Origin of the sequence: Streptomyces sp. NPDC102270 (genome assembly GCF_044766405.1) — a bacterium.
Lineage (GTDB): Bacteria > Actinomycetota > Actinomycetes > Streptomycetales > Streptomycetaceae > Streptomyces.
Map to the genome: position 1 here is coordinate 88,203 of NZ_JBIWLX010000022.1, position 18,184 is coordinate 106,386.

Consider the following 18,184-nt stretch of genomic DNA (forward strand, 5'->3'; position numbering starts at 1 on the left):
TCGGAAAGCGTACCGGGGTGCGCCGACAGCGTTGTACCCGCAGCACTAGCGTTCGAACCGGTATCCCATTCCCGGTTCCGTGACGAAGTGCTTGGGATGCGAGGGGTCCGCCTCCAACTTCCGCCGCAGCTGGGCCATGTAGACCCGCAGGTAGTTCGTCTCCGTCCCGTACGACGGCCCCCAGACCTCCTGGAGGAGCTGCTTCTGGCCGACGAGTCGGCCGGTGTTGCGGACCAGCACCTCCAGCAGGTGCCACTCGGTGGGGGTGAGACGTACGTCTCTGCCGTGCTTGCGGACCTTCTTGGCGGCCAGGTCGACGGTGAACTCGTCGGTCTCCACCAGGACCTCGTCCTCGCCGCTCCCGGTGGGCTCGGCGCGGCGCACGGCGGCCCTGAGGCGGGCGAGCAGCTCGTCCATGCCGAAGGGCTTGGTGACGTAGTCGTCGGCGCCCGCGTCCAGCGCCTCGACCTTCTCGTCGGAGGAGTGCCGGGCGGACAGCACGAGGATCGGCACCCGGGTCCAGCCACGCAGTCCCCGGATCACCTCGACGCCGTCCATGTCGGGCAGGCCCAGGTCGAGGACCACCACGTCGGGGTGGCGGGCGGCGGCGAGCCGGAGCGCGGTGGCGCCGTCGTGCGCCGCGTCGACCTCGTACTTGCGCGCCCTGAGGTTGATCACGAGGGCGCGCACGATCTGCGGCTCGTCGTCGATGACCAGCACTCTGGTCATGTGGCCTGCCTTTCGGTTTCTGCCGCCGGTTCTGCCGCTGCTTCTGCTTTTGCCTCTGCCTCTGTGAAGGGGTCCACGAGGAGCTCCGCGTGCGTGTGCTCCGCGCGGAGCGTCAGCACCATGGTGAGGCCGCCCCCGGGTGTGTCCTCGGCGTTGAGGGTGCCGTTCATGGCCTCCGCGAAACCCCGGGCCACCGCGAGCCCGAGCCCCACCCCCGCGCCGCGCGGGGCGTCGCCGTAACGCTGGAAGGGCGCGAAGATGCGCTCCTTGGCATCGTCAGGGACGCCGGGGCCGCGATCCACGACCCGTAGCTCGACCCGGTCGGCGATGGCGCTGGCGGAGACGCGGACGGGGTGGCCGGGCGGGCTGTACTTGACGGCGTTCTCGACCAGGTTGGCCACCGACCGCTCCAGCAGCCCCGGGTCGACGGCGACCATCGGCAAGGTCTCCGGCACGTCCATTTCCACGCTCCCGTCGGGCACCCCGCCGAGCGCCATCGGCACCACCTCGTCGAGGTCGATCTCCCGGATGATCGCGGTGACCGTGCCGGTCTGCAGACGGGACATGTCGAGCAGGTTGCCCACGAGGTGGTCGAGCCGGTCGGCGCCCTCCTCGATGCCCTCCAGGAGTTCCGCCTGATCCTCCTCGGACCAGGCGACGTCGTCGGACCTGAGCGACGAGACGGCCGCCTTGATGCCGGCGAGCGGGGTCCGCAGATCGTGCGAGACGGCCGCCAGCAGCGCCGTACGGATGCGGTTGCCCTCGGCCAGTGTGCGGGCCTGGTCGGCCTCCTCCTGGAGCCTGCGGCGGTCCAGGGCGACGGCAGCCTGGGCGGCGAAGGCCGCGAGCACCCGGCGGTCCTCGGCGGGCAGTACCCGGCCGGTGAGCGCGAGCGCCATGTGGTCCCCCACCGGCATGTCGACGTCGGCGTCCTCGGGCCGCTCCACGGGGGGTCCCAGTCCCGCCCGGCCGGCGCAGGTCCACGGCTCGACGTCGCCCGCCCGTTCCAGCAGGGCCGCCGACTCCATGCCGAAGGTCTCCCGGACGCGCTCCAGGAGGTCCTCCAGGCGGGTCTCGCCGCGCAGCACGTTGCCGGCGAGGAAGGACAGGATCTCCGACTCGGCGCGCAACCGGGCGGCCTGGTGGGTGCGGCGGGCGGCGAGGTCGACCACGGAAGCCACCGAGATGCCGACGCCCACGAAGATCACGATGGCGACGATGTTCTTCGGGTTGGCGATGGTCCAGCGGTGCAGGGGCGGTGTGTAGAAGTAGTTGAGCAGCAGCGAGCCGAGCGCGGCCGACGCGAGCGCGGGGAAGAGGCCGCCGAGCAGGGCCGCCGCCACGACGACCGCCAGGAACAGCAGCATGTCGTTGGCGAGGCCGAGGTCGACGGTGGTGAGGAGGATCGTCAGCAACGCCGGGCCGGCCAGACCGACCAGCCAGCCCCACAGGATCCGGGCCCGCCCCAGCCGGGCGCTGCGGGCGACGGGCAGTCCGCGTCCCTTGGCGACCTCGTCGTGGGTGACGATGTGCACGTCCAGGTCGGGCCCGGACTCCCGGGCCACCGTCGCGCCGACACCGGGTCCGAAGACGTACTGCCAGGTCTTGCGTCGGGAGGAACCGAGGACGATCTGGGTGGCGTTGACGCCGCGCGCGAAGTCGAGCAGCGCGGCCGGTATGTCGTCGCCGACGACATGGTGGAAGGTTCCTCCAAGGTCCTCGACGAGGGTCCTCTGGACGGCGAGTTCCTTGGGCGAGGCGGAGGTCAGACCGTCGCTGCGGGCTATGTAGACGGCGAGCACCTCACCGCCGGCGCCCTTCTCGGCCAGGCGTGCGGCCCGCCTTATGAGTGTCCGCCCCTCCGGCCCGCCGGTCAGCCCGACGACGATCCGCTCCCTGGATCCCCAGATCCTGGAGACCTGGTGATCGTTGCGGTACTGCTTGAGGTACTCGTCGACCCGGTCGGCCACCCACAGCAGCGCGAGCTCCCGCAGGGCGGTCAGATTGCCCGGCCGGAAGTAGTTGGAGAGCGCCGCGTCGACCTTGTCCGGCTGGTAGATGTTGCCGTGCGCCATGCGACGCCTGAGCGCCTGGGGCGACATGTCGACAAGCTCGATCTGGTCGGCCCGGCGTACGAACTCGTCGGGAACGGTCTCCTGCTGCCGCACCCCGGTGATCGACTCGACGACGTCACCGAGCGACTCCAGGTGCTGGATGTTCACGGTCGAGACCACGTCGATCCCGGCCGCGAGCAGTTCCTCCACGTCCTGCCAGCGCTTGGCGTTGCGCGAGCCCGGGATGTTGGTGTGGGCGAGTTCGTCCACCAGGGCGACGGCGGGGGCCCGGCGCAGCAGGGCATCGACATCCATCTCGCCGAAGACGGAGTCCCGGTACGCGATCTCCCTGCGCGGAGTCGCTTCCAGCCCGTGCAGCATCACCTCGGTGCGCGGCCGCCCGTGGTGCTCCACGAAGCCCACGACACAGTCGGTACCCCGCTCGATCCTGCGGTGCGCCTCGGACAGCATCGCGTACGTCTTGCCGACGCCCGGTGCCGCACCGAGATAGATCCGAAGCCTGCCGCGTCCCATGGGTCCATTGTCTTCCGGTCAACACTGCCTACGCAGCGTCGACCTTACGGCCGCCGATCCGGGCGGAGGGGGCGGGAGGGGGGCTTGGGGGTGGTCTTTGACGCAACTCTGACGCGGGGGGAGCTACGAGGGTCTCGGGGTCGGACTGGGCAGTTCTGACCCCGCGGGGGGCCGGGGACGGGGGCGGCAGCCCGTGGGCTTACGGCGAGGGCCGGGGGCGGGGCTCGGCAGCCCTGGGGTCCTGGGGACCGGGGGCGTGGTTACGTGGGCGTGGTTACGGGGGCCTGGGGGCCTCGCCAGTCCTGGGCCTCGCGGGGGGCCGGAGATGGTAATTCCCTGGTTCGCGGCGCGCGCCGACGGGACGGACTCGACAACCCGGCCTCGCAGAGGGGCGGGCGGCGGGGACGTGGGCGTGGTTACGGGGGCCTGGGGGCCTCGCCAGTCCTGGGCCTCGCGGGGGGCCGGAGATGGTAATTCCCTGGTTCGCGGCGCGCGCCGGCGGGACGGACTCGACAACCCGGCCTCGCAGAGGGGCGGGCGGCGGGGACGTGGTCACGGGCCTTGGGGGCCGGCTCGGCAGCTCTGGCCTCGCGGGGGCCAGGGACGGCAGTCCCCAGGTCTCGCGACACTTGCCCGGGGGACATACCCGGCAACCTGGCCTCGGCAGCCGGGGGGACGGGCTCAGCAGCCCCTGGCCCGTCGAGACGGAACCCTGGAACCCGGCTCGGCGATCCAGGACGTCGGGGTGGGAGCCCGGGACAGGCGGCGACCCGGACCCGGAGCGGAAGCGCAGGAGGAGGCTCCTGCCCGCCGTGAGGCGCCTCTGGAATTCGGGCTCGGTGATCCAGGACGTCGTGACGCAGGACCCCGAAACCGGCTGACGGCTCCGGCCATCGGAGTGTGGGCCCCAGAGACCGGCCGGTAACCCTGGACGCATGGTTCACCCGGCGCCTCGACAGCGACCGGCGATCACTGGTGGTCCCGGCCATGCGACCGGCCCCGGCCCCGACACCCTTGATGCCGGCCCGGATGTCCCCCGCAGCACACTCCGCAGCCTTTCCGGGCCGGAGCTGCACCCCCAGTTCGACGGAGCCCAGCGCTCGCACACGCCCCGTAACCCTTCACGGCCACACCGGCCCGGGGCCCACCCCGCCCGCACCCACACCGCCACAGACCCAAGCACCCCTCGCGGTGAGCACCCGGACCGACTGAGCCCCCTCGCAACCACTGCGCACGCCGCTCACACCGGGCCACCCCAACCAACCGAGGAACCGCCCCCCGAGCACCCCCTCAGTGCCCCACGATCTCCCCGTCCCCCAACTCCAGCACCCGGTCCGCCAGGTCCAGCAGGGTCGCGTCGTGCGTGGCCACCAGGGCCGTGACGTTCTCGCTGCGTACGACGGCCCGCAACAGCTCCATCACGGCGTGACCGGTCTCCGCGTCCAGTTGGCCGGTCGGCTCGTCGGCGACGAGGAGGGCGGGGTTGTTGGCGAGGGCGCGGGCGATGGCGACCCGTTGCTGCTGGCCCCCGGAGAGCTCACCGGGCCGCTGCTTCGCGTGGTCCGCGAGGCCGACCAGGGCCAGCAGCAGCTCGACGCGCTCCTCACGCGCGCGTGCGTCCATCCGCCGCAGCCGCATCGGCACACCGACGTTCTCGGCAGCGGTGAGGATCGGGATGAGCCCGAAGGACTGGAACACGAAGCCGATCCGGTCCCGCCGCAGGGCCAGCAGCCCGTCCTCGTCCAGCCCGGCGACGTCCACCCCGTCGAGGACGACCCGCCCCCGGTCGGGCCGGTCGAGCCCGCCGACGATGTTGAGGAGCGTGGTCTTCCCGGAGCCCGAGCGCCCCTTGAGCGCGACCAGCTCACCGCGCGGCACCTCGAAGGAGACCCCACGCAACGCGTGCACCGCGGCGGCCCCCTCACCGAACGACCTGTGGATGTCCTCGACCCGCACCATGGTCTCGGTGACCACCTGAGTCATACGTCCTCCCCCGTGAACCCGTGAAACCCCGTGAACCGTGAAACCGGGCGCCAGTATCACCGCCCGGCGCCCGGCCTTCAACGGTTTCAGTTCGGGTTGTCCCCGTGGGTGAGAGTCTCCCAGGCCACGAAGAGGTTGTTGCTGCCCGCCGGACGGTTCCGCTCCGTCAGCGCCTGCGTGTTAGTCATGCCCATGCCAAGTCGATTGTGCAGCGCGTTGTACCCGACCTCGGTCACCGGCCCGAGCCCGAGTTTCAGCGACCCACCGCACAGCCAGCTCGGCACGGCCGTCCCCAGCTCGTACTTCGCCTGGAACCCCAGTGCCTGCCGCAGGCGCTCGCCCACGTCCGTGCCGTACAGGTCCTGCCCCTGGATCCGGCTCGTCTCGGCGACGTGCGAGATCGCGGAGATGCCGTACCCGGTGTGCGTGAGGTCCCGGCAGGTCTCCTGGGTGAGCCCGGTGACGAAGGTGGACTGCCCCTGCCAGTAACCGACGATCTTGTCCCGGGTGTTGAGGTTCTGGCTCGGCACCGTCTTCGGCAGATCGCCGTCGGAGTCGAGGTACACATAGGCGGCGGTACGGGTGCGGAACCTCGCCATGGCCTTGTCGTACGACGCCTTGTCCTCCAGGAAGACGGAGATGCCGACGGCCGCCTCCGTCATCGACAGCTCCCAGTTGCCGTTGGAGTTCGAGCCATTGATGATCTCGGGCAGATAGACGTTGCGCAGCATGGTCGCGAAGCGCCCGGAGTTCGCCCAACTCCCGCTGTACGTGTACTTGATGATCTCGGCGGCCCGGGGCCACGAGGAGCCGGCCCAGCCGGTCTGGAGGGGCGCGTTGCTGTTGGTGTGGTCCGTGATCACCGCCGACCAGGCGTCCATGAGCTGGATGGCCTTCTTGGCGTACCGCTCGTCCCGGGTGATGTACCAGGCCAGGGCGTCGGTGTAGGCGGCGATCGCGTCCTCGCGCTCGTCGGTGCAGCCGTAGTTGGGGTTCGAGTACGACCCGCACTCGACGACCGCGCGCGGCTTGGCCGTGCGGTTCAGATCGGCGTACTTGCTCGCCAGCATCGCGTCGAAGGCACCCTTCCAGGGCTGGGCACCCGCGTTCACCTTGCTGCGGGCGAAGTCCAACTGCCCCTGGGAGACGGTGACTCCGGGATGGACGAAGGTGGCGGGCGCGGCGTCGGCGGGCACGGCGAGAGCACCGGCGGCGAGGGCCGCGACAGCGGTCAGGAGAGCGGTTCTGCGCATAGGTGGGGGGCCTTCCGTTCTCGTATATGAACGCCAAGCGCCTTTATGAACAGACGCGTTGAGCCGAGAAGGTAGGTACAGACCAATCCGCCGTCAAGGTCCCGCGCACGAAAAAGGGCCGCACCCCAGGACGGGGTACGGCCCTCGATGTCGTACGGCTACCGGACCTCGGTGATCTCCGGTCCGCGCTGGAGCTGACCCATGCCGCCGGAGAAACGGGAGCCCTCGTCCTGCTGCTGGATGCCCTCGGGGACCATCTGGGCGTCGTTCGGCAGCTTGAGGACGATCGGGTCGCGGGGCGCCATCGGACCCTCGCCGCGGACCACGACCGTGTCCCGGAAGATCTGCTCCAGGAGCCCGGCCGCCTGCGGCTGCACCGCGCCCTGGCCCGAGATCACCCCGCGCAGGAACCAGCGCGGTCCGTCCACACCCACGAACCGCACGACCTGGAAGCCGCCCGTGCCGTCCGGCAGCTGCACCGGCACCTGGGCCCGCAGCTCCCAGCCCAGCGGACCCTCGACCTCGTCGACGATGCCGCCCTGCTGGGTGATGCCGGAGCCGATCTCCTCACGCACCTCGCCCCAGATGCCCTCGCGCTTGGGAGCGGCGAAGGCCTGGAGCTGGATGGCGCTGTCGCGCAGCACGACGGTGGCCGCGACGATCGCGTCGCCCGCGACCTCGACCCGCAGCTCCATGCCGTCGACACCCGGTACGAACAGCCCGCCCAGGTCCACGCGGCCCTCGGCGGGGTCGCGGACCTCGGTGTCGTCCCAGGGCCCGTCGGGACGCGGCTCCGGCTCCAGCCGTACGCGCTCGCGCTCTACGTCGTCCGCCTCCGTGCCGACGCTGTCGACGACCTGCTCGGCCTCGCCGGCCGCGTCCTCGGCGGCACCCTTCTTGTTGCGACGTCCGAACACGTCACTGTCCTTCCCGGTCGGATACGACCGATGCGTATCGATTCCCACCCGTTGTGCCGCCCACGGCGGCCTCAGCGCTTGTATCGCCCCCGTCGCCCACGGCGGCGTGACCGCCGGTGGACCCGAAGCCCCCCTCGGCCCGCGCCGAGTCGGGAAGCTCCGCGACCTCCTGGAAGCGGACCCTCTCGACCTGCTGGACGACGAGTTGAGCAATCCGGTCGAAACGCTCGAACCGCACCGACTCGTGCGGGTCGAGGTTCACCACGATCACCTTGATCTCCCCACGGTACCCGGCATCAACCGTCCCCGGGGCATTCACGAGAGCGACACCGCAGCGGGCGGCGAGACCGGATCGTGGGTGCACGAAGGCCGCGTACCCCTCCGGCAGCGCCACAGACACCCCGGTGGGCAGTACCGCCCGCTCCCCGGGCTTCAGTTCACGGCTCTCGGTGGTCCGCAGATCGGCCCCCGCGTCACCGGGGTGCGCGTACGACGGAAGCGGTACGTCCGGGTCGACGCGCCGGATCAGCACGTTCAGGGGGTCACGGCTCACGGGTTCACCTCGAAGGCGCGGGCACGCCGGACCTGGTCCGGGTCGTCCATGGCGGCCCGGATCTCCTCCGGGCGGCCGTTGTCGATGAAGTGGTCGACCTTGACCTCGATGAACAGGGCGTCGGCACGGACCGCCACGGGCCCCTCGGGGCCGCCGATCCGGCCGGTCGCGGTCGAGTAGATCTTCCGCCCGGCCACCGCGGTCACCTCGGCCTCCAGGTACAGCACCGTGCCGACCGGTACCGGCCGTACGAAGTCGGTCTCCAGGCGTCCGGTCACGGCGATCGTGCGCAGCAGCCAGTTGAGCGAGCCCAGGGTCTCGTCGAGGGCGGTCGCGAGCACACCGCCGTGCGCTAGTCCCGGGGCGCCCTGATGGGCGGGGCGGACAGTGAACTCGGCGGTGACCGAGACCCCCTCGCCGGCCCGCGCCGCCAGGTGCAGCCCGTGCGGCTGCTCGCCGCCACAGCCGAAACACTGGCCGTAGTGCGCACCGAGCAGCTCACCGGGCGCGGGAGCGTCCGGGTGGCGCACAGGTCGCGCCGCGTCGGCGGGAGGCTTCAGAGCCGGGGAAGTACCACTCACAGGCGCAGACCTTACCCGCCCGCCCGTCTCCCCCCGCCACCCTGCCTGACGGCGCTTCGCGCCGACTGCCCCTGACATCGGCCGTGCCTGGACGCCGTGCCAAGCTTGGTTCCATGCAGCCCTCCGCCGCCCCGTACGACGAACGCCTCACCGCCCCCCGTTCCTGGTGGCTGATCTCCCTCCTGGTCGGCGTCGCGTTCGCGCTGATCCTGCTCCCTTTCGGGACGCTTCCGCTGCTCGGCGGCCTGGTCGGCGGCACCGCCGCGGCGGCGATCTGCGCCAGCTCCTACGGCTCGCTGCGCATCCGGGTCGTGGGGGACTCCCTGATCGCGGGCGAGGCGAAGATCCCGGTGTCGGCGCTGGGCGAGGCGGAGATCCTGGACCCGGAGGAGGCCCGGGCCTGGCGGACCTACAAGGCCGACACCCGGGCCTTTCTGCTGCTGCGCTCCTACATCCCCAGGGCGCTGAAAGTGGAGGTCACCGATCCGGACGACCCGACGCCGTATCTGTACCTGTCGACGCGCGAGCCGGAGCGGCTGGCCGAGGCGCTGAAGACGGCCCGCACGGCCGCCGCCTAGCACGTTCGTGCAGGGCTTCACCCGACCGCATGGACGGTGAGGCCCGGACTTCTCGCGATCGTCTTACGTCTCCAGCTCCAGTGGATCGGCCGGGATCTCCAGGGCCGGCAACGCGGGGAGTTCGTCCCAGGCCACCTGGACCTTGCGCAGATCCTTGCGGATCCGCTCCGCGAGCTTTCTGGTGTCCCTGCGGTTCATGACCGCCCCGACGGCCGCGCCGACCAGGAACGGCATGAGGTTCGGCAGGTCGCGGATCATCCGCTTCATGATCTGCTGCCGCAGCTGCTGCTTCATCGGGCTGTTGAGCGCGCCGCTCACCGTCGACGGCTTCTTCACGTCGATCCCGCGTTCTCCCGACCAGGAATTGAGATACGCGGTGCTGCGCTCCTTGAGGTTCCCGGGCGGCCGTACGCCGTAGACCTCGTGGAGTTCGGCGATCAGCTTCAGCTCGATCGCGGCGACGCCGGTGATCTCGGCGGCCAGTTCTGTCGGCATCGCAGGCGGGACGGGGAGCATCGCCGCCGCACCAATCCCCGCTCCGACCGTCGCCGTGGCGCTCGCGGCGCCCGCGACGAGCTTGTCCGCGAGCTGCTCGGGGCCAAGGCCGGGGAACTGGCGGCGGAGGGTCGCGAGGTCCCGTACGGGGATACGCGGGGCGTTCTCGATGATGCGGTCCGTGAGGTACGCCAGGCCCGCCCTGGCCCGGCTACCGCCCTTGCGGACCCCTTCCCGGGCCTTGTCCCGGATCGCCGACACCCGTCGTCGCGCGACGGGCGCGGGCGTCCTGGTCGAATCGGTGGGCGCCGGGAGGCCGGCCCGGTCGGCCACCGGTTCGAGCGAGGCTCCCGGACCGGAAGAGCCCCGCTCGTCGTCACGCGCGTGGGAGCCGTCGGACGGCCCCTGCTCCGCTCCCTGCCGGGGAGAGCGGCGCTTCCAAGGAGGGGTCGAGCCAGTCATGCCCGACCCGCCCTCAGTCGCAGTCGCGGCAGATCGGCTGGCCGTTCTTCTCTCGGGCCAGCTGGCTGCGGTGGTGCACCAGGAAGCAGCTCATGCAGGTGAACTCGTCCTGCTGCTTGGGCAGTACCCGGACGGCCAGCTCTTCGTTCGAGAGGTCCGCTCCGGGCAGTTCCAGGCCTTCGGCGGCCTCGAACTCGTCGACGTCCACTGCGGACGTCGACTTGTCGTTCCTACGCGCCTTGAGCTCTTCAAGGCTGTCCGAGTCGACGTCGTCGTCGGTCTTGCGCGGGGTGTCGTAATCCGTTGCCATGTCGCTCTCCCCCTCTGGGTGTCTGCGGTGTCTCCAGCGCACGTAACGCGTGAGAGGCCGGACTTGTGCCCGACCCGAGGCGGAGATTTTGCCTCACATCAAGGTCTGTTACTCAATCGACACCCAACCGGACCCCTCTTGAGTGATCGGGTTGGATGGCGATCGGGACCGTACACGGTCCGAATCCCGCACTTCAAAGGCGTCTCACCGTGTACTTCCCGTGATCAGGACCCCTGAAAACCCGGATGTTCCCGGCTTTCCGACAGGGTGCATGATCACGGAGAGTAGATGGCGGGAAATTCTCCCTTGTGATCGATCACACAGGGGGCAGTCCTCCAGGTGCCCAGAAAATTCCGCGCAAAGCGAACATCCCTGTATGTCGGTCTCGGTGCGGGGGCCATGGTCTCAGACAGGCAGGGTGACTCGCATCACCAGCCCACCTCCTTCGCGCGGCTGAGCGGTGATGTGGCCGCCGTGCGCCCGCGCCACGGACCGCACGATGGACAGCCCCAGACCGACTCCCTTGTCGCTGCCGGTGCGGTCGGCGCCGCGCAGCCGCTTGAAGGGCTCGAAGAGGTTGTCGACCTCGTACGCCGGCACCACGGGGCCCGTGTTGGACACCGTGAGCACCGCGTGGCCGTGCTGGAGCTCCGTGGTCACCTCGACCCAGCCGCCCTCCGGCACGTTGTAGCGCACCGCGTTCTGCACCAGGTTGAGGGCGATGCGCTCCAGCAGGACGCCGTTGCCCTGGACGACCGCCGACTTCTGCTCGCCGCGGATCGCCACGCCCTTGGCCTCCGCCTCGCCGTGCATCTGGTCGACCGCCTGCTCGGCGACCTCGGCGAGGTCCACGGGCTTGCGCTCGACGATCTGGTTGTCGCTGCGGGCGAGCAGCAACAGGCCCTCCACGAGCTGTTCGCTGCGCTCGTTGGTGGCCAGCAGCGTCTTGCCCAGCTGTTGCAGCTCCACCGGTGCCCCCGGATCCGACAGGTGCACCTCCAGGAGCGTGCGGTTGATCGCCAGCGGGGTCCGCAGTTCGTGCGAGGCGTTGCCGACGAAGCGCTGCTGGGCAGTGAAGGCCCGCTCCAGGCGCTCCAGCATGTCGTCGAAGGTGTCGGCCAGCTCCTTGAGCTCGTCGTCCGGGCCGTCCAGCTCGATACGGCGGGAGAGGTCCGAGCCGGCCACCGCGCGTGCGGTGCGCAGGATCCGTCCGAGCGGGGACAGGACGCGTCCCGCCATGGCGTAGCCGAAGGCGAAGGCGATGATCGCGAGGCCGAGCAGGGCCAGCAGCGAGCGGCTGAGGAGGTCGTCGAGGGCGTGCTGGCGCTGGTCGTTGACGCACCTGTCCATCGCCTTGTTCATGACCTCGGAGGTGCCGCTCGAGGGCAGGTTGCTGCAGATGTCGCTGGTGACACTGCCCGTGGTGATCTTGAAGGGCAGTTCACTGCCGACGTTCAGCGCCTGGGCGGCGATCAGGTAGATGATCGACAGCAGCAGGATGCCCGCGATCAGGAACATGCCGCCGTACAGCAGCGTGAGCCTTATGCGGATGGTCGGGCGCAGCCACGGCAGCGGCGGCGCCGGTCGCCTGGGGTCCCACGTGGGCTTCGGAGGGGCCTGGGGAGGAGCGGGAGTCGAGGCCACGGGTGATCAGATCCGGTAACCGGAGCCGGGGACGGTGACGATCACTGCGGGTTCACCCAGCTTGCGGCGCAGGGTCATGACGGTCACCCGCACGACGTTGGTGAAGGGGTCGGTGTTCTCGTCCCAGGCCTTCTCCAGGAGCTGCTCCGCGGAGACGACAGCGCCCTCGGAGCGCATCAGCACCTCCAGGACGGCGAACTCCTTGGGGGCGAGCTGGACCTCCTTGCCGTCGCGGAAGACCTCGCGGCGGTTGGGGTCGAGCTTGATCCCGGCGCGCTCCAGGACCGGCGGCAGCGGGACGCTCGTGCGGCGGCCGAGGGCACGCACGCGTGCCGTCAGCTCGCTGAACGCGAAGGGCTTGGGGAGGTAGTCGTCGGCGCCGATCTCCAGACCCTCGACGCGGTCGCTGACGTCACCGGAGGCCGTGAGCATCAGCACGCGCGTGGGCATGCCGAGTTCGACGATCTTGCGGCAGACGTCGTCGCCGTGGACCAGAGGAAGGTCCCGGTCGAGGACGACCACGTCGTAGTCGTTGACGCCGATGCGCTCCAGGGCGGCCGCGCCGTCGTACACGACGTCGACGGCCATGGCCTCCCGGCGCAGTCCGGTGGCCACCGCATCGGCGAGCAGCTGCTCGTCCTCGACGACGAGTACGCGCACGTCGCTTGTCCTTCCTGTGTCCACCCGCGTAGCGCGCTTCGGGCACGCGTGGGCAGGGGTTCGGTGAGTGTCGGCCTCCATCCTGCCCTTTTCGGCCATAAGTCGGCTGTAAGGCGGGTGAGGGCCAACTGAAAGACGGGTGTGAGAGCGGGAATGCGGGATTTTCTCGCGGGGTTGAGGTTTCCGTCGAAGGGAGCGGGGGGAGGACGGCTTTACACCCGCGATCACGCTCTGCATGTGCCGTACCACCATGCGGCACGGCGCTGTCCGCTTCCGCAGAGCGGGCGTGGGTGTCCGGCACCGTCGCCGCCCGGCCTGGGCAGCGCTGGGCACCCGCGAGAGACGTGATCGCCCCTTCCGAACGGCACACCCCCGTGCCACCGACCCACGACCCAGGACGAGGGGGCGCAGCATGGACGCATTCACCGCAGGACTTCTGCAGCGCATAAGGGCGACCGAGACGGATCTGACGCGGGCTCTCGACGAGGGCGACGACTTCCTCGTCGAGGTGGAACAGGGCGAGCTCGACGACCTGCGCCGCCTCGCCGCCGAACACGGTGTGGAGGTCGGCGTCTAGCGTCTGATCGGCTTCCCGGCACGACAGCGGGCCCCCGGCGAATCCAGCGCCGGGGGCCCGCTGCGTCGCCGGCCGGGCCTGTTCACCTTGTGTTCGCCCGGAGTCTGCCGGTCAGTCGTGCCAGGCGCCGAAGTCCTCCAGGAGCTGCTGGAGGGGCTCGAAGACTCCCGGGGTGCCGGCGACGGTGAGGCCGGGGTTCGGGCGCTCTCCGGGGCGGCCGCCGGTCAGGACGCCCGCTTCTCGGGCGATGAGGTCGCCCGCTCCGTAGTCCCAGGCGTTCAGGCCCCGCTCGTAGTAGCCGTCCAGGCGGCCCGCGGCCAGGTCGCACAGGTCGACCGCCGCCGAGCCGCCACGGCGGATGTCCCGCAGGAGGGGGATCAGCTTCCGGACCACCTCGGCCTGGTGGACACGGACCTCGGTGACGTAGTTGAAGCCCGTCGACACCAGGGCCTGCTCCAGGGGCGGCGCCGGACGGCACGCCAGCCTGCGCTCGCCCGCCCACGCGCCCGTGGCCCACGCGCCCTCGCCGCGGACCGCGTGGTACGTCTCCGCGCGCATCGGGACCGCCACGACCCCGACGACGGTCTCGCCGTCCTGCTCGGCCGCGATGGAGACGGACCAAGTCGGCAATCCGTAGAGGTAGTTGACCGTGCCGTCGAGCGGGTCGATGACCCAGCGGACGCCGCTGGTGCCCTCGGTGGCGGCGCCCTCCTCGCCGAGGAAGCCGTCGTGCGGGCGGTGCTCGGAGATCAGGTCCGTGATCAGCTTCTCCGCCGCGATGTCCATCTCGGTCACCACGTCGATGGGACTGGACTTGGTCCTGGCGACCGCGAGGTCGGCCGGGCGGCCGTCCCGCAGCAGGGTGCCGGCGCGGCGGGCGGCCTCCCGGGCCAGCCGCAGCAGTTCCGCGTGCAGGGGGTCGGTCACGGGGCTCCTCACACGTACGGGCTGTCGACGCCCGCGGCGGCGGGCTTGGGGGCGCGGGCGGGGCAGCAGCCGACCGGGCAGACGTTGTGGCCGGCCCCGAGCGCGCCGAGGGCACAGGGTGTGACCTCCTGTCCGCGCTCGACGGCGGCACGCTCCAGGACCAGGTCGCGGACGGCGGCGGCGAAGCGGGGATCGTCGCCGACGGTCGCCGAGCGGCGCATCGGCAGGCCGAGCTCCTCGGCCTTGGCCTTCGCCTCCGTGTCGAGGTCGTAGAGGACCTCCATGTGGTCGGAGACGAAGCCGATGGGCGCGATCACCACGGCGGGGACGCCGGACGCGTGGCGCTCCTCCAGGTGGTCGCAGATGTCGGGCTCCAGCCACGGGATGTGCGGGGCGCCGGAGCGCGACTGGTAGACGAGCTGCCAGGGGTGGTCGACGCCGGTGCGCTCCCGGACGGCGTCCGCGATCAGCCGCGAGACCTCCAGGTGCTGCGCGACGTACGCGCCGCCCTCGCCGTGGCCCTCGACCGGTCCTGAGGTGTCCGCGGACGCGGTCGGGATCGAGTGGGTCGAGAAGGCGATGTGGGCGCCGTCGCGGACGTCCTCGGGGAGCTCGGCGAGGGACGCGATCACCCCGTCGACCATGGGCTCCAGGAAACCGGAGTGGTTGAAGTAGTGCCGCAGCTTGTCGATCTTCGGCAGCTCCAGGCCCTCGGCCTCGAGTGCCGCCAGCGACTCGGCGAGGTTCTCGCGGTACTGGCGGCAGCCCGAGTAGGAGGCGTAGGCACTGGTGGCCAGGACCAGGATGCGGCGGTGGCCGTCGACGACCATCTCGCGCAGGGTGTCCGTGAGGTAGGGCGCCCAGTTGCGGTTGCCCCAGTAGATCGGCAGGCCCAGGCCGTGGTCCGCGAAGTCCTTGCGCAGGGCGTCCAGCAGGGCGCGGTTCTGGTCGTTGATGGGGCTGACCCCGCCGAACAGGAAGTAGTGCTGACCGACTTCCTTCAGGCGTTCCTTGGGGATGCCACGCCCGCGCGTCACGTTCTCCAGGAACGGGACCACGTCGTCCGGGCCCTCGGGGCCTCCGAACGAGAGCAGGAGCAGGGCGTCGTAGGGGGTGGCGTCGAGCGCGTCTCGCATGGGTCGATCCTGTCATCCGGTACTGACAGCCGGGAAACGGCGGGGTGACCACCCGGGTTCCCGGCCGCCCGGCCGGGTGCGCCGGGACCCCTCACCAGTAAGCTGTATGAGGCGCATTCGCGCCTTACCCGCCCCACGAGCCGCCGCTCACCGGCCGACCGGAGACCCTGTGCCCAGCCCTTACCGCGCCCTGTTCGCCGCCCCCGGCTCCAGGGGTTTCTCCGCCGCGGGCTTCGTCGGCCGGATGCCGCTGTCGATGATGGGCATCGGCGTGGTCACGATGATCTCCCAGATCACCGGCAGGTACGGTCTCGCTGGCTCGCTGTCCGCGACCATCGCGCTGGCCGCCGCCGCGATCGGCCCGCAGGTCTCCCGGCTGGTGGACCTGCACGGCCAGCGGCGGGTGCTGCGCCCGGCGACCCTCGTCGCGCTGATGGCGTCCGCCGGGATGCTGCTCGCGGCGCACTTCGGGTGGCCGGACTGGGTGCTGTTCGTGTGTGCCGTCGGCATCGGCTCGGTGCCGAGCCTCGGCGCGATGATCCGCGCGCGGTGGTCGGCCGTGTACCGCGGCACTCCGCAGCTGCACACCGCGTACTCCTTCGAGTCCGTCGTCGACGAGGTCTGCTTCATCTTCGGACCGATCATCTCCATCGGGCTGTCCACGGCCTGGTTCCCCGAGGCGGGTCCGCTGCTCGCCGCCTGCTTCCTGGCGGTCGGTGTGTTCTGGCTGACCGCGCAGCGGGCCACCGAGCCGGCTCCGCACCCGCGTGAGCAGGACGGCGGCCGTACGGCACTGCGCGCGCCGGGCCTGCAGGTCCTGGTGGCCACCTTCGTGGCGACCGGGGCGATCTTCGGGGCGGTGGACGTGGTCACCGTGGCCTTCGCCGACGAGCAGGGCCACAAGGGCGCCGCCAGCCTCGTGCTCGCCCTCTACGCGGCGGGGTCCTGTGCAGCGGGCCTCGTCTTCGGGCTGTTGCACTTCCCGGGGCGTCCCGAACCTCGCTGGCTGCTGGGCATATGCGCCATGGCCGTGAGTATGATCCCCCTCCTACTGGTCGGAAACTTGCCGTTTCTGGCCGTGGCGCTGTTCGTTGCGGGCCTGTCCATCGCTCCCACGATGATCACGACGATGTCCCTGATCGAACAGCACGTACCACGCGCGCAACTGACCGAGGGCATGACCTGGATCAGTACCGGGCTCGCGGTCGGGGTCGCACTCGGCTCCTCCGTGGCCGGCTGGGTGATCGACGCGGCCGGTGCGCGCGCCGGGTACGGGGTTCCGGCGGTGTCCGGGGCCGTCGCGGTCGCGGTCGGTTTCCTCGGGTACCGCCGGCTCAAGAGGCCGGCTCCACGTCGGGGAGGCAGCGTTGAGCACGGCAGCGAGCGCGAGGAACGGCACGTGGCGTAACTGGGGCGGCAATGTCGCGGCGCGTCCCGCGCGGGAGGTCACGCCCGCCTCGGTCGACGAGCTGGCCGCTGCCGTGCGGAAGGCAGCCGAGGACGGTCTCAAGGTGAAGGCCGTCGGCACCGGGCACTCCTTCACCTCGATCGCCGCGACCGACGGTGTGTTGATACGCCCTCAACTGTTGACCGGTATACGCAACATTGACCGGGACGCCATGACGGTCACGGTGGAGGCCGGTACGCCGCTCAAGAGGCTCAACGTGGCTCTCGCGCGTGAGGGCCTGTCGCTCACCAACATGGGCGACATCATGGAGCAGACGGTCTCCGGAGCCACCAGCACCGGCACCCACGGCACGGGCCGGGACTCGGGCTCGATCGCCGCCCAGATCAGGGGACTCGAGTTGGTCACGGCCGACGGCTCGGTGCTCTCCTGCTCCGAGAAGGAGAACCCCGAGGTCTTCGCGGCCGCCCGGATCGGTCTGGGCGCGCTCGGCATCGTCACCGCGATCACGTTCGCCGTCGAGCCGATCTTCCTGCTCACGGCCCGCGAGGAGCCCATGAGCTTCGACAGGGTCACCAGCGCCTTCGACGAACTCTGGGCCGAGAACGAGCACTTCGAGTTCTACTGGTTCCCGCACACCGGCTCCACCAACACCAAGCGCAACAACCGCAGCGCGGGTCCGGAGAAGCCGGTGCCGCAGCTCCAGGGCTGGTTCGAGGACGAGTTCCTCTCCAACGGCGTCTTCCAGGTGGCCCAGTGGGTCGGCCGCGCGGCGCCGGGCACGATCCCCTCGATCGCGCGCATCTCCAGCAAGGCGCTGTCCGCGCGGACGTACACCGACATCCCGTACAAGGTCTTCACATCGCCCCGCCGGGTGCGGTTCGTGGAGATGGAGTACGCCGTCCCGCGCGAGGCCGTCGTGGAGACGCTGCGCGAACTGAGGACGATGGTCGAGCGGTCCGCCCTCAGGGTCAGCTTCCCCGTGGAGGTGCGCACCGCGCCCGCCGACGACATCACGCTGTCCACCGCCTCCGGCCGCGACAGCGCCTACATCGCCGTCCACATGGTCAAGGGGACGCCGTACCAGGCGTACTTCACGGCCGCGGAGCGGATCTTCACGGCGCACGAGGGGCGCCCGCACTGGGGCAAGGTGCACACGCGTGACGCCGAGTACTTCGCGGGCGTCTACCCGCGCTTCGGCGAGTTCACCGCGCTCCGGGACCGCCTCGATCCCCACCGGCGGTTCCAGAACGACTATCTGCGCAGGGTGTTGGGGGCATAGCCGGGCGATCGCCGGACATACGCACGAAGGCAATAGTTCCGTTTCTGGCGATTCCGTGAACTACGCCACGTCCAAGATCGCAAGAACTGCTCAACGAACGGCCG

17 protein-coding genes are annotated in these 18,184 nt (G+C 70.7%); 4 read left to right on the top strand and 13 right to left on the bottom strand.

Annotated elements, in window-relative coordinates; translation table 11 throughout:
• Positions 1-45 precede the first annotated feature (45 nt).
• The 7 genes from ACIRP7_RS37450 to ACIRP7_RS37480 form a co-directional block, all read right to left on the bottom strand.
• Positions 46-729 (bottom strand): response regulator, encoded by a 684-nt coding sequence (locus tag ACIRP7_RS37450; RefSeq protein ID WP_403668896.1) that lies wholly within the window; start codon positions 727-729, stop codon positions 46-48.
• The gene (locus ACIRP7_RS37455) at positions 726-3,317 is read right to left on the bottom strand and encodes an ATP-binding protein (RefSeq protein ID WP_403668899.1); all 2,592 of its coding nucleotides are present in this window, start codon (positions 3,315-3,317) and stop codon (positions 726-728) included. Before ACIRP7_RS37455 ends, ACIRP7_RS37450 begins: the two co-directional genes overlap by 4 nt.
• 1,290 nt (positions 3,318-4,607) lie before the next feature.
• Complete coding sequence (locus tag ACIRP7_RS37460; protein WP_352382242.1) at positions 4,608-5,300, bottom strand: ABC transporter ATP-binding protein; 693 nt, start codon at positions 5,298-5,300, stop codon at positions 4,608-4,610.
• An 86-nt stretch (positions 5,301-5,386) separates the two neighbouring features.
• The gene (locus ACIRP7_RS37465) at positions 5,387-6,553 is read right to left on the bottom strand and encodes an alginate lyase family protein (protein WP_403668902.1); all 1,167 of its coding nucleotides are present in this window, start codon (positions 6,551-6,553) and stop codon (positions 5,387-5,389) included.
• A 158-nt stretch (positions 6,554-6,711) separates the two neighbouring features.
• Complete coding sequence (locus ACIRP7_RS37470) at positions 6,712-7,470, bottom strand: DUF3710 domain-containing protein (RefSeq protein ID WP_352382246.1); 759 nt, start codon at positions 7,468-7,470, stop codon at positions 6,712-6,714.
• 1 nt (position 7,471) lies between these two features.
• Positions 7,472-8,023, bottom strand: a complete 552-nt coding sequence (gene dut, locus ACIRP7_RS37475) for a dUTP diphosphatase (protein ID WP_403668905.1) — start codon at positions 8,021-8,023, stop codon at positions 7,472-7,474.
• Positions 8,020-8,604 (bottom strand): PaaI family thioesterase, encoded by a 585-nt coding sequence (locus ACIRP7_RS37480; protein ID WP_403668908.1) that lies wholly within the window; start codon positions 8,602-8,604, stop codon positions 8,020-8,022. The genes dut and ACIRP7_RS37480 overlap by 4 nt, the downstream gene beginning before the upstream one ends.
• Before the next feature lie 113 nt (positions 8,605-8,717).
• Between ACIRP7_RS37480 and ACIRP7_RS37485 the strand changes: the two genes are divergently transcribed.
• On the top strand, positions 8,718-9,182 hold the full coding sequence (locus ACIRP7_RS37485) for a DUF3093 domain-containing protein (protein ID WP_403668911.1): 465 nt from the start codon (positions 8,718-8,720) through the stop codon (positions 9,180-9,182).
• A gap of 63 nt (positions 9,183-9,245) precedes the next feature.
• Here the strand turns inward: ACIRP7_RS37485 and ACIRP7_RS37490 are convergent, their stop codons facing one another.
• The 4 genes from ACIRP7_RS37490 to ACIRP7_RS37505 all read right to left on the bottom strand — a co-directional run bounded on the left by ACIRP7_RS37490 (position 9,246) and on the right by ACIRP7_RS37505 (position 12,753).
• The gene (locus ACIRP7_RS37490) at positions 9,246-10,139 is read right to left on the bottom strand and encodes a hypothetical protein (RefSeq protein WP_403668914.1); all 894 of its coding nucleotides are present in this window, start codon (positions 10,137-10,139) and stop codon (positions 9,246-9,248) included.
• Between the two features lie 13 nt (positions 10,140-10,152).
• Positions 10,153-10,449 (bottom strand): DUF4193 domain-containing protein, encoded by a 297-nt coding sequence (locus ACIRP7_RS37495; protein WP_005481602.1) that lies wholly within the window; start codon positions 10,447-10,449, stop codon positions 10,153-10,155.
• Between the two features lie 405 nt (positions 10,450-10,854).
• Positions 10,855-12,093: a sensor histidine kinase gene (locus tag ACIRP7_RS37500; protein WP_403668917.1), complete on the bottom strand. Its 1,239-nt coding sequence runs from the start codon at positions 12,091-12,093 to the stop codon at positions 10,855-10,857.
• A gap of 6 nt (positions 12,094-12,099) precedes the next feature.
• The gene (locus ACIRP7_RS37505) at positions 12,100-12,753 is read right to left on the bottom strand and encodes a response regulator transcription factor (RefSeq protein ID WP_030605557.1); all 654 of its coding nucleotides are present in this window, start codon (positions 12,751-12,753) and stop codon (positions 12,100-12,102) included.
• Between the two features lie 412 nt (positions 12,754-13,165).
• Here ACIRP7_RS37505 and ACIRP7_RS37510 point away from each other — a divergent pair, with 412 nt between their 5' ends.
• Positions 13,166-13,330, top strand: coding sequence for a hypothetical protein (locus ACIRP7_RS37510; RefSeq protein WP_403668920.1), 165 nt, complete (start codon positions 13,166-13,168; stop codon positions 13,328-13,330).
• A gap of 111 nt (positions 13,331-13,441) precedes the next feature.
• On the opposite strand, the gene ACIRP7_RS37515 is transcribed toward ACIRP7_RS37510, so the two are convergent.
• Both ACIRP7_RS37515 and ACIRP7_RS37520 read right to left on the bottom strand, forming a co-directional pair.
• Positions 13,442-14,257: an inositol monophosphatase family protein gene (locus ACIRP7_RS37515; protein WP_403668923.1), complete on the bottom strand. Its 816-nt coding sequence runs from the start codon at positions 14,255-14,257 to the stop codon at positions 13,442-13,444.
• An 8-nt stretch (positions 14,258-14,265) separates the two neighbouring features.
• A complete protein-coding gene (locus ACIRP7_RS37520; protein WP_403668926.1) occupies positions 14,266-15,393 on the bottom strand; it encodes a ferrochelatase in 1,128 nt (375 codons plus the stop codon).
• Between the two features lie 169 nt (positions 15,394-15,562).
• On the opposite strand from ACIRP7_RS37520, the gene ACIRP7_RS37525 reads away from it, so the two are divergent.
• Both ACIRP7_RS37525 and ACIRP7_RS37530 read left to right on the top strand, forming a co-directional pair.
• On the top strand, positions 15,563-16,801 hold the full coding sequence (locus tag ACIRP7_RS37525) for an MFS transporter (protein ID WP_403668928.1): 1,239 nt from the start codon (positions 15,563-15,565) through the stop codon (positions 16,799-16,801).
• Positions 16,761-18,080 (top strand): D-arabinono-1,4-lactone oxidase, encoded by a 1,320-nt coding sequence (locus ACIRP7_RS37530; RefSeq protein ID WP_403668931.1) that lies wholly within the window; start codon positions 16,761-16,763, stop codon positions 18,078-18,080. The genes ACIRP7_RS37525 and ACIRP7_RS37530 overlap by 41 nt, the downstream gene beginning before the upstream one ends.
• Positions 18,081-18,184 lie beyond the last annotated feature (104 nt).

Coding starts and splice junctions, on each gene's coding strand:
- ACIRP7_RS37450 (WP_403668896.1), bottom strand. CDS start 729: ATGACCAGAGTGCTGGTCATCGACGACGAGCCGCAGATCGTGCGCGCC.
- ACIRP7_RS37455 (WP_403668899.1), bottom strand. CDS start 3,317: ATGGGACGCGGCAGGCTTCGGATCTATCTCGGTGCGGCACCGGGCGTC.
- ACIRP7_RS37460 (WP_352382242.1), bottom strand. CDS start 5,300: ATGACTCAGGTGGTCACCGAGACCATGGTGCGGGTCGAGGACATCCAC.
- ACIRP7_RS37465 (WP_403668902.1), bottom strand. CDS start 6,553: ATGCGCAGAACCGCTCTCCTGACCGCTGTCGCGGCCCTCGCCGCCGGT.
- ACIRP7_RS37485 (WP_403668911.1), top strand. CDS start 8,718: ATGCAGCCCTCCGCCGCCCCGTACGACGAACGCCTCACCGCCCCCCGT.
- ACIRP7_RS37490 (WP_403668914.1), bottom strand. CDS start 10,139: ATGACTGGCTCGACCCCTCCTTGGAAGCGCCGCTCTCCCCGGCAGGGA.
- ACIRP7_RS37495 (WP_005481602.1), bottom strand. CDS start 10,449: ATGGCAACGGATTACGACACCCCGCGCAAGACCGACGACGACGTCGAC.
- ACIRP7_RS37510 (WP_403668920.1), top strand. CDS start 13,166: ATGGACGCATTCACCGCAGGACTTCTGCAGCGCATAAGGGCGACCGAG.
- ACIRP7_RS37520 (WP_403668926.1), bottom strand. CDS start 15,393: ATGCGAGACGCGCTCGACGCCACCCCCTACGACGCCCTGCTCCTGCTC.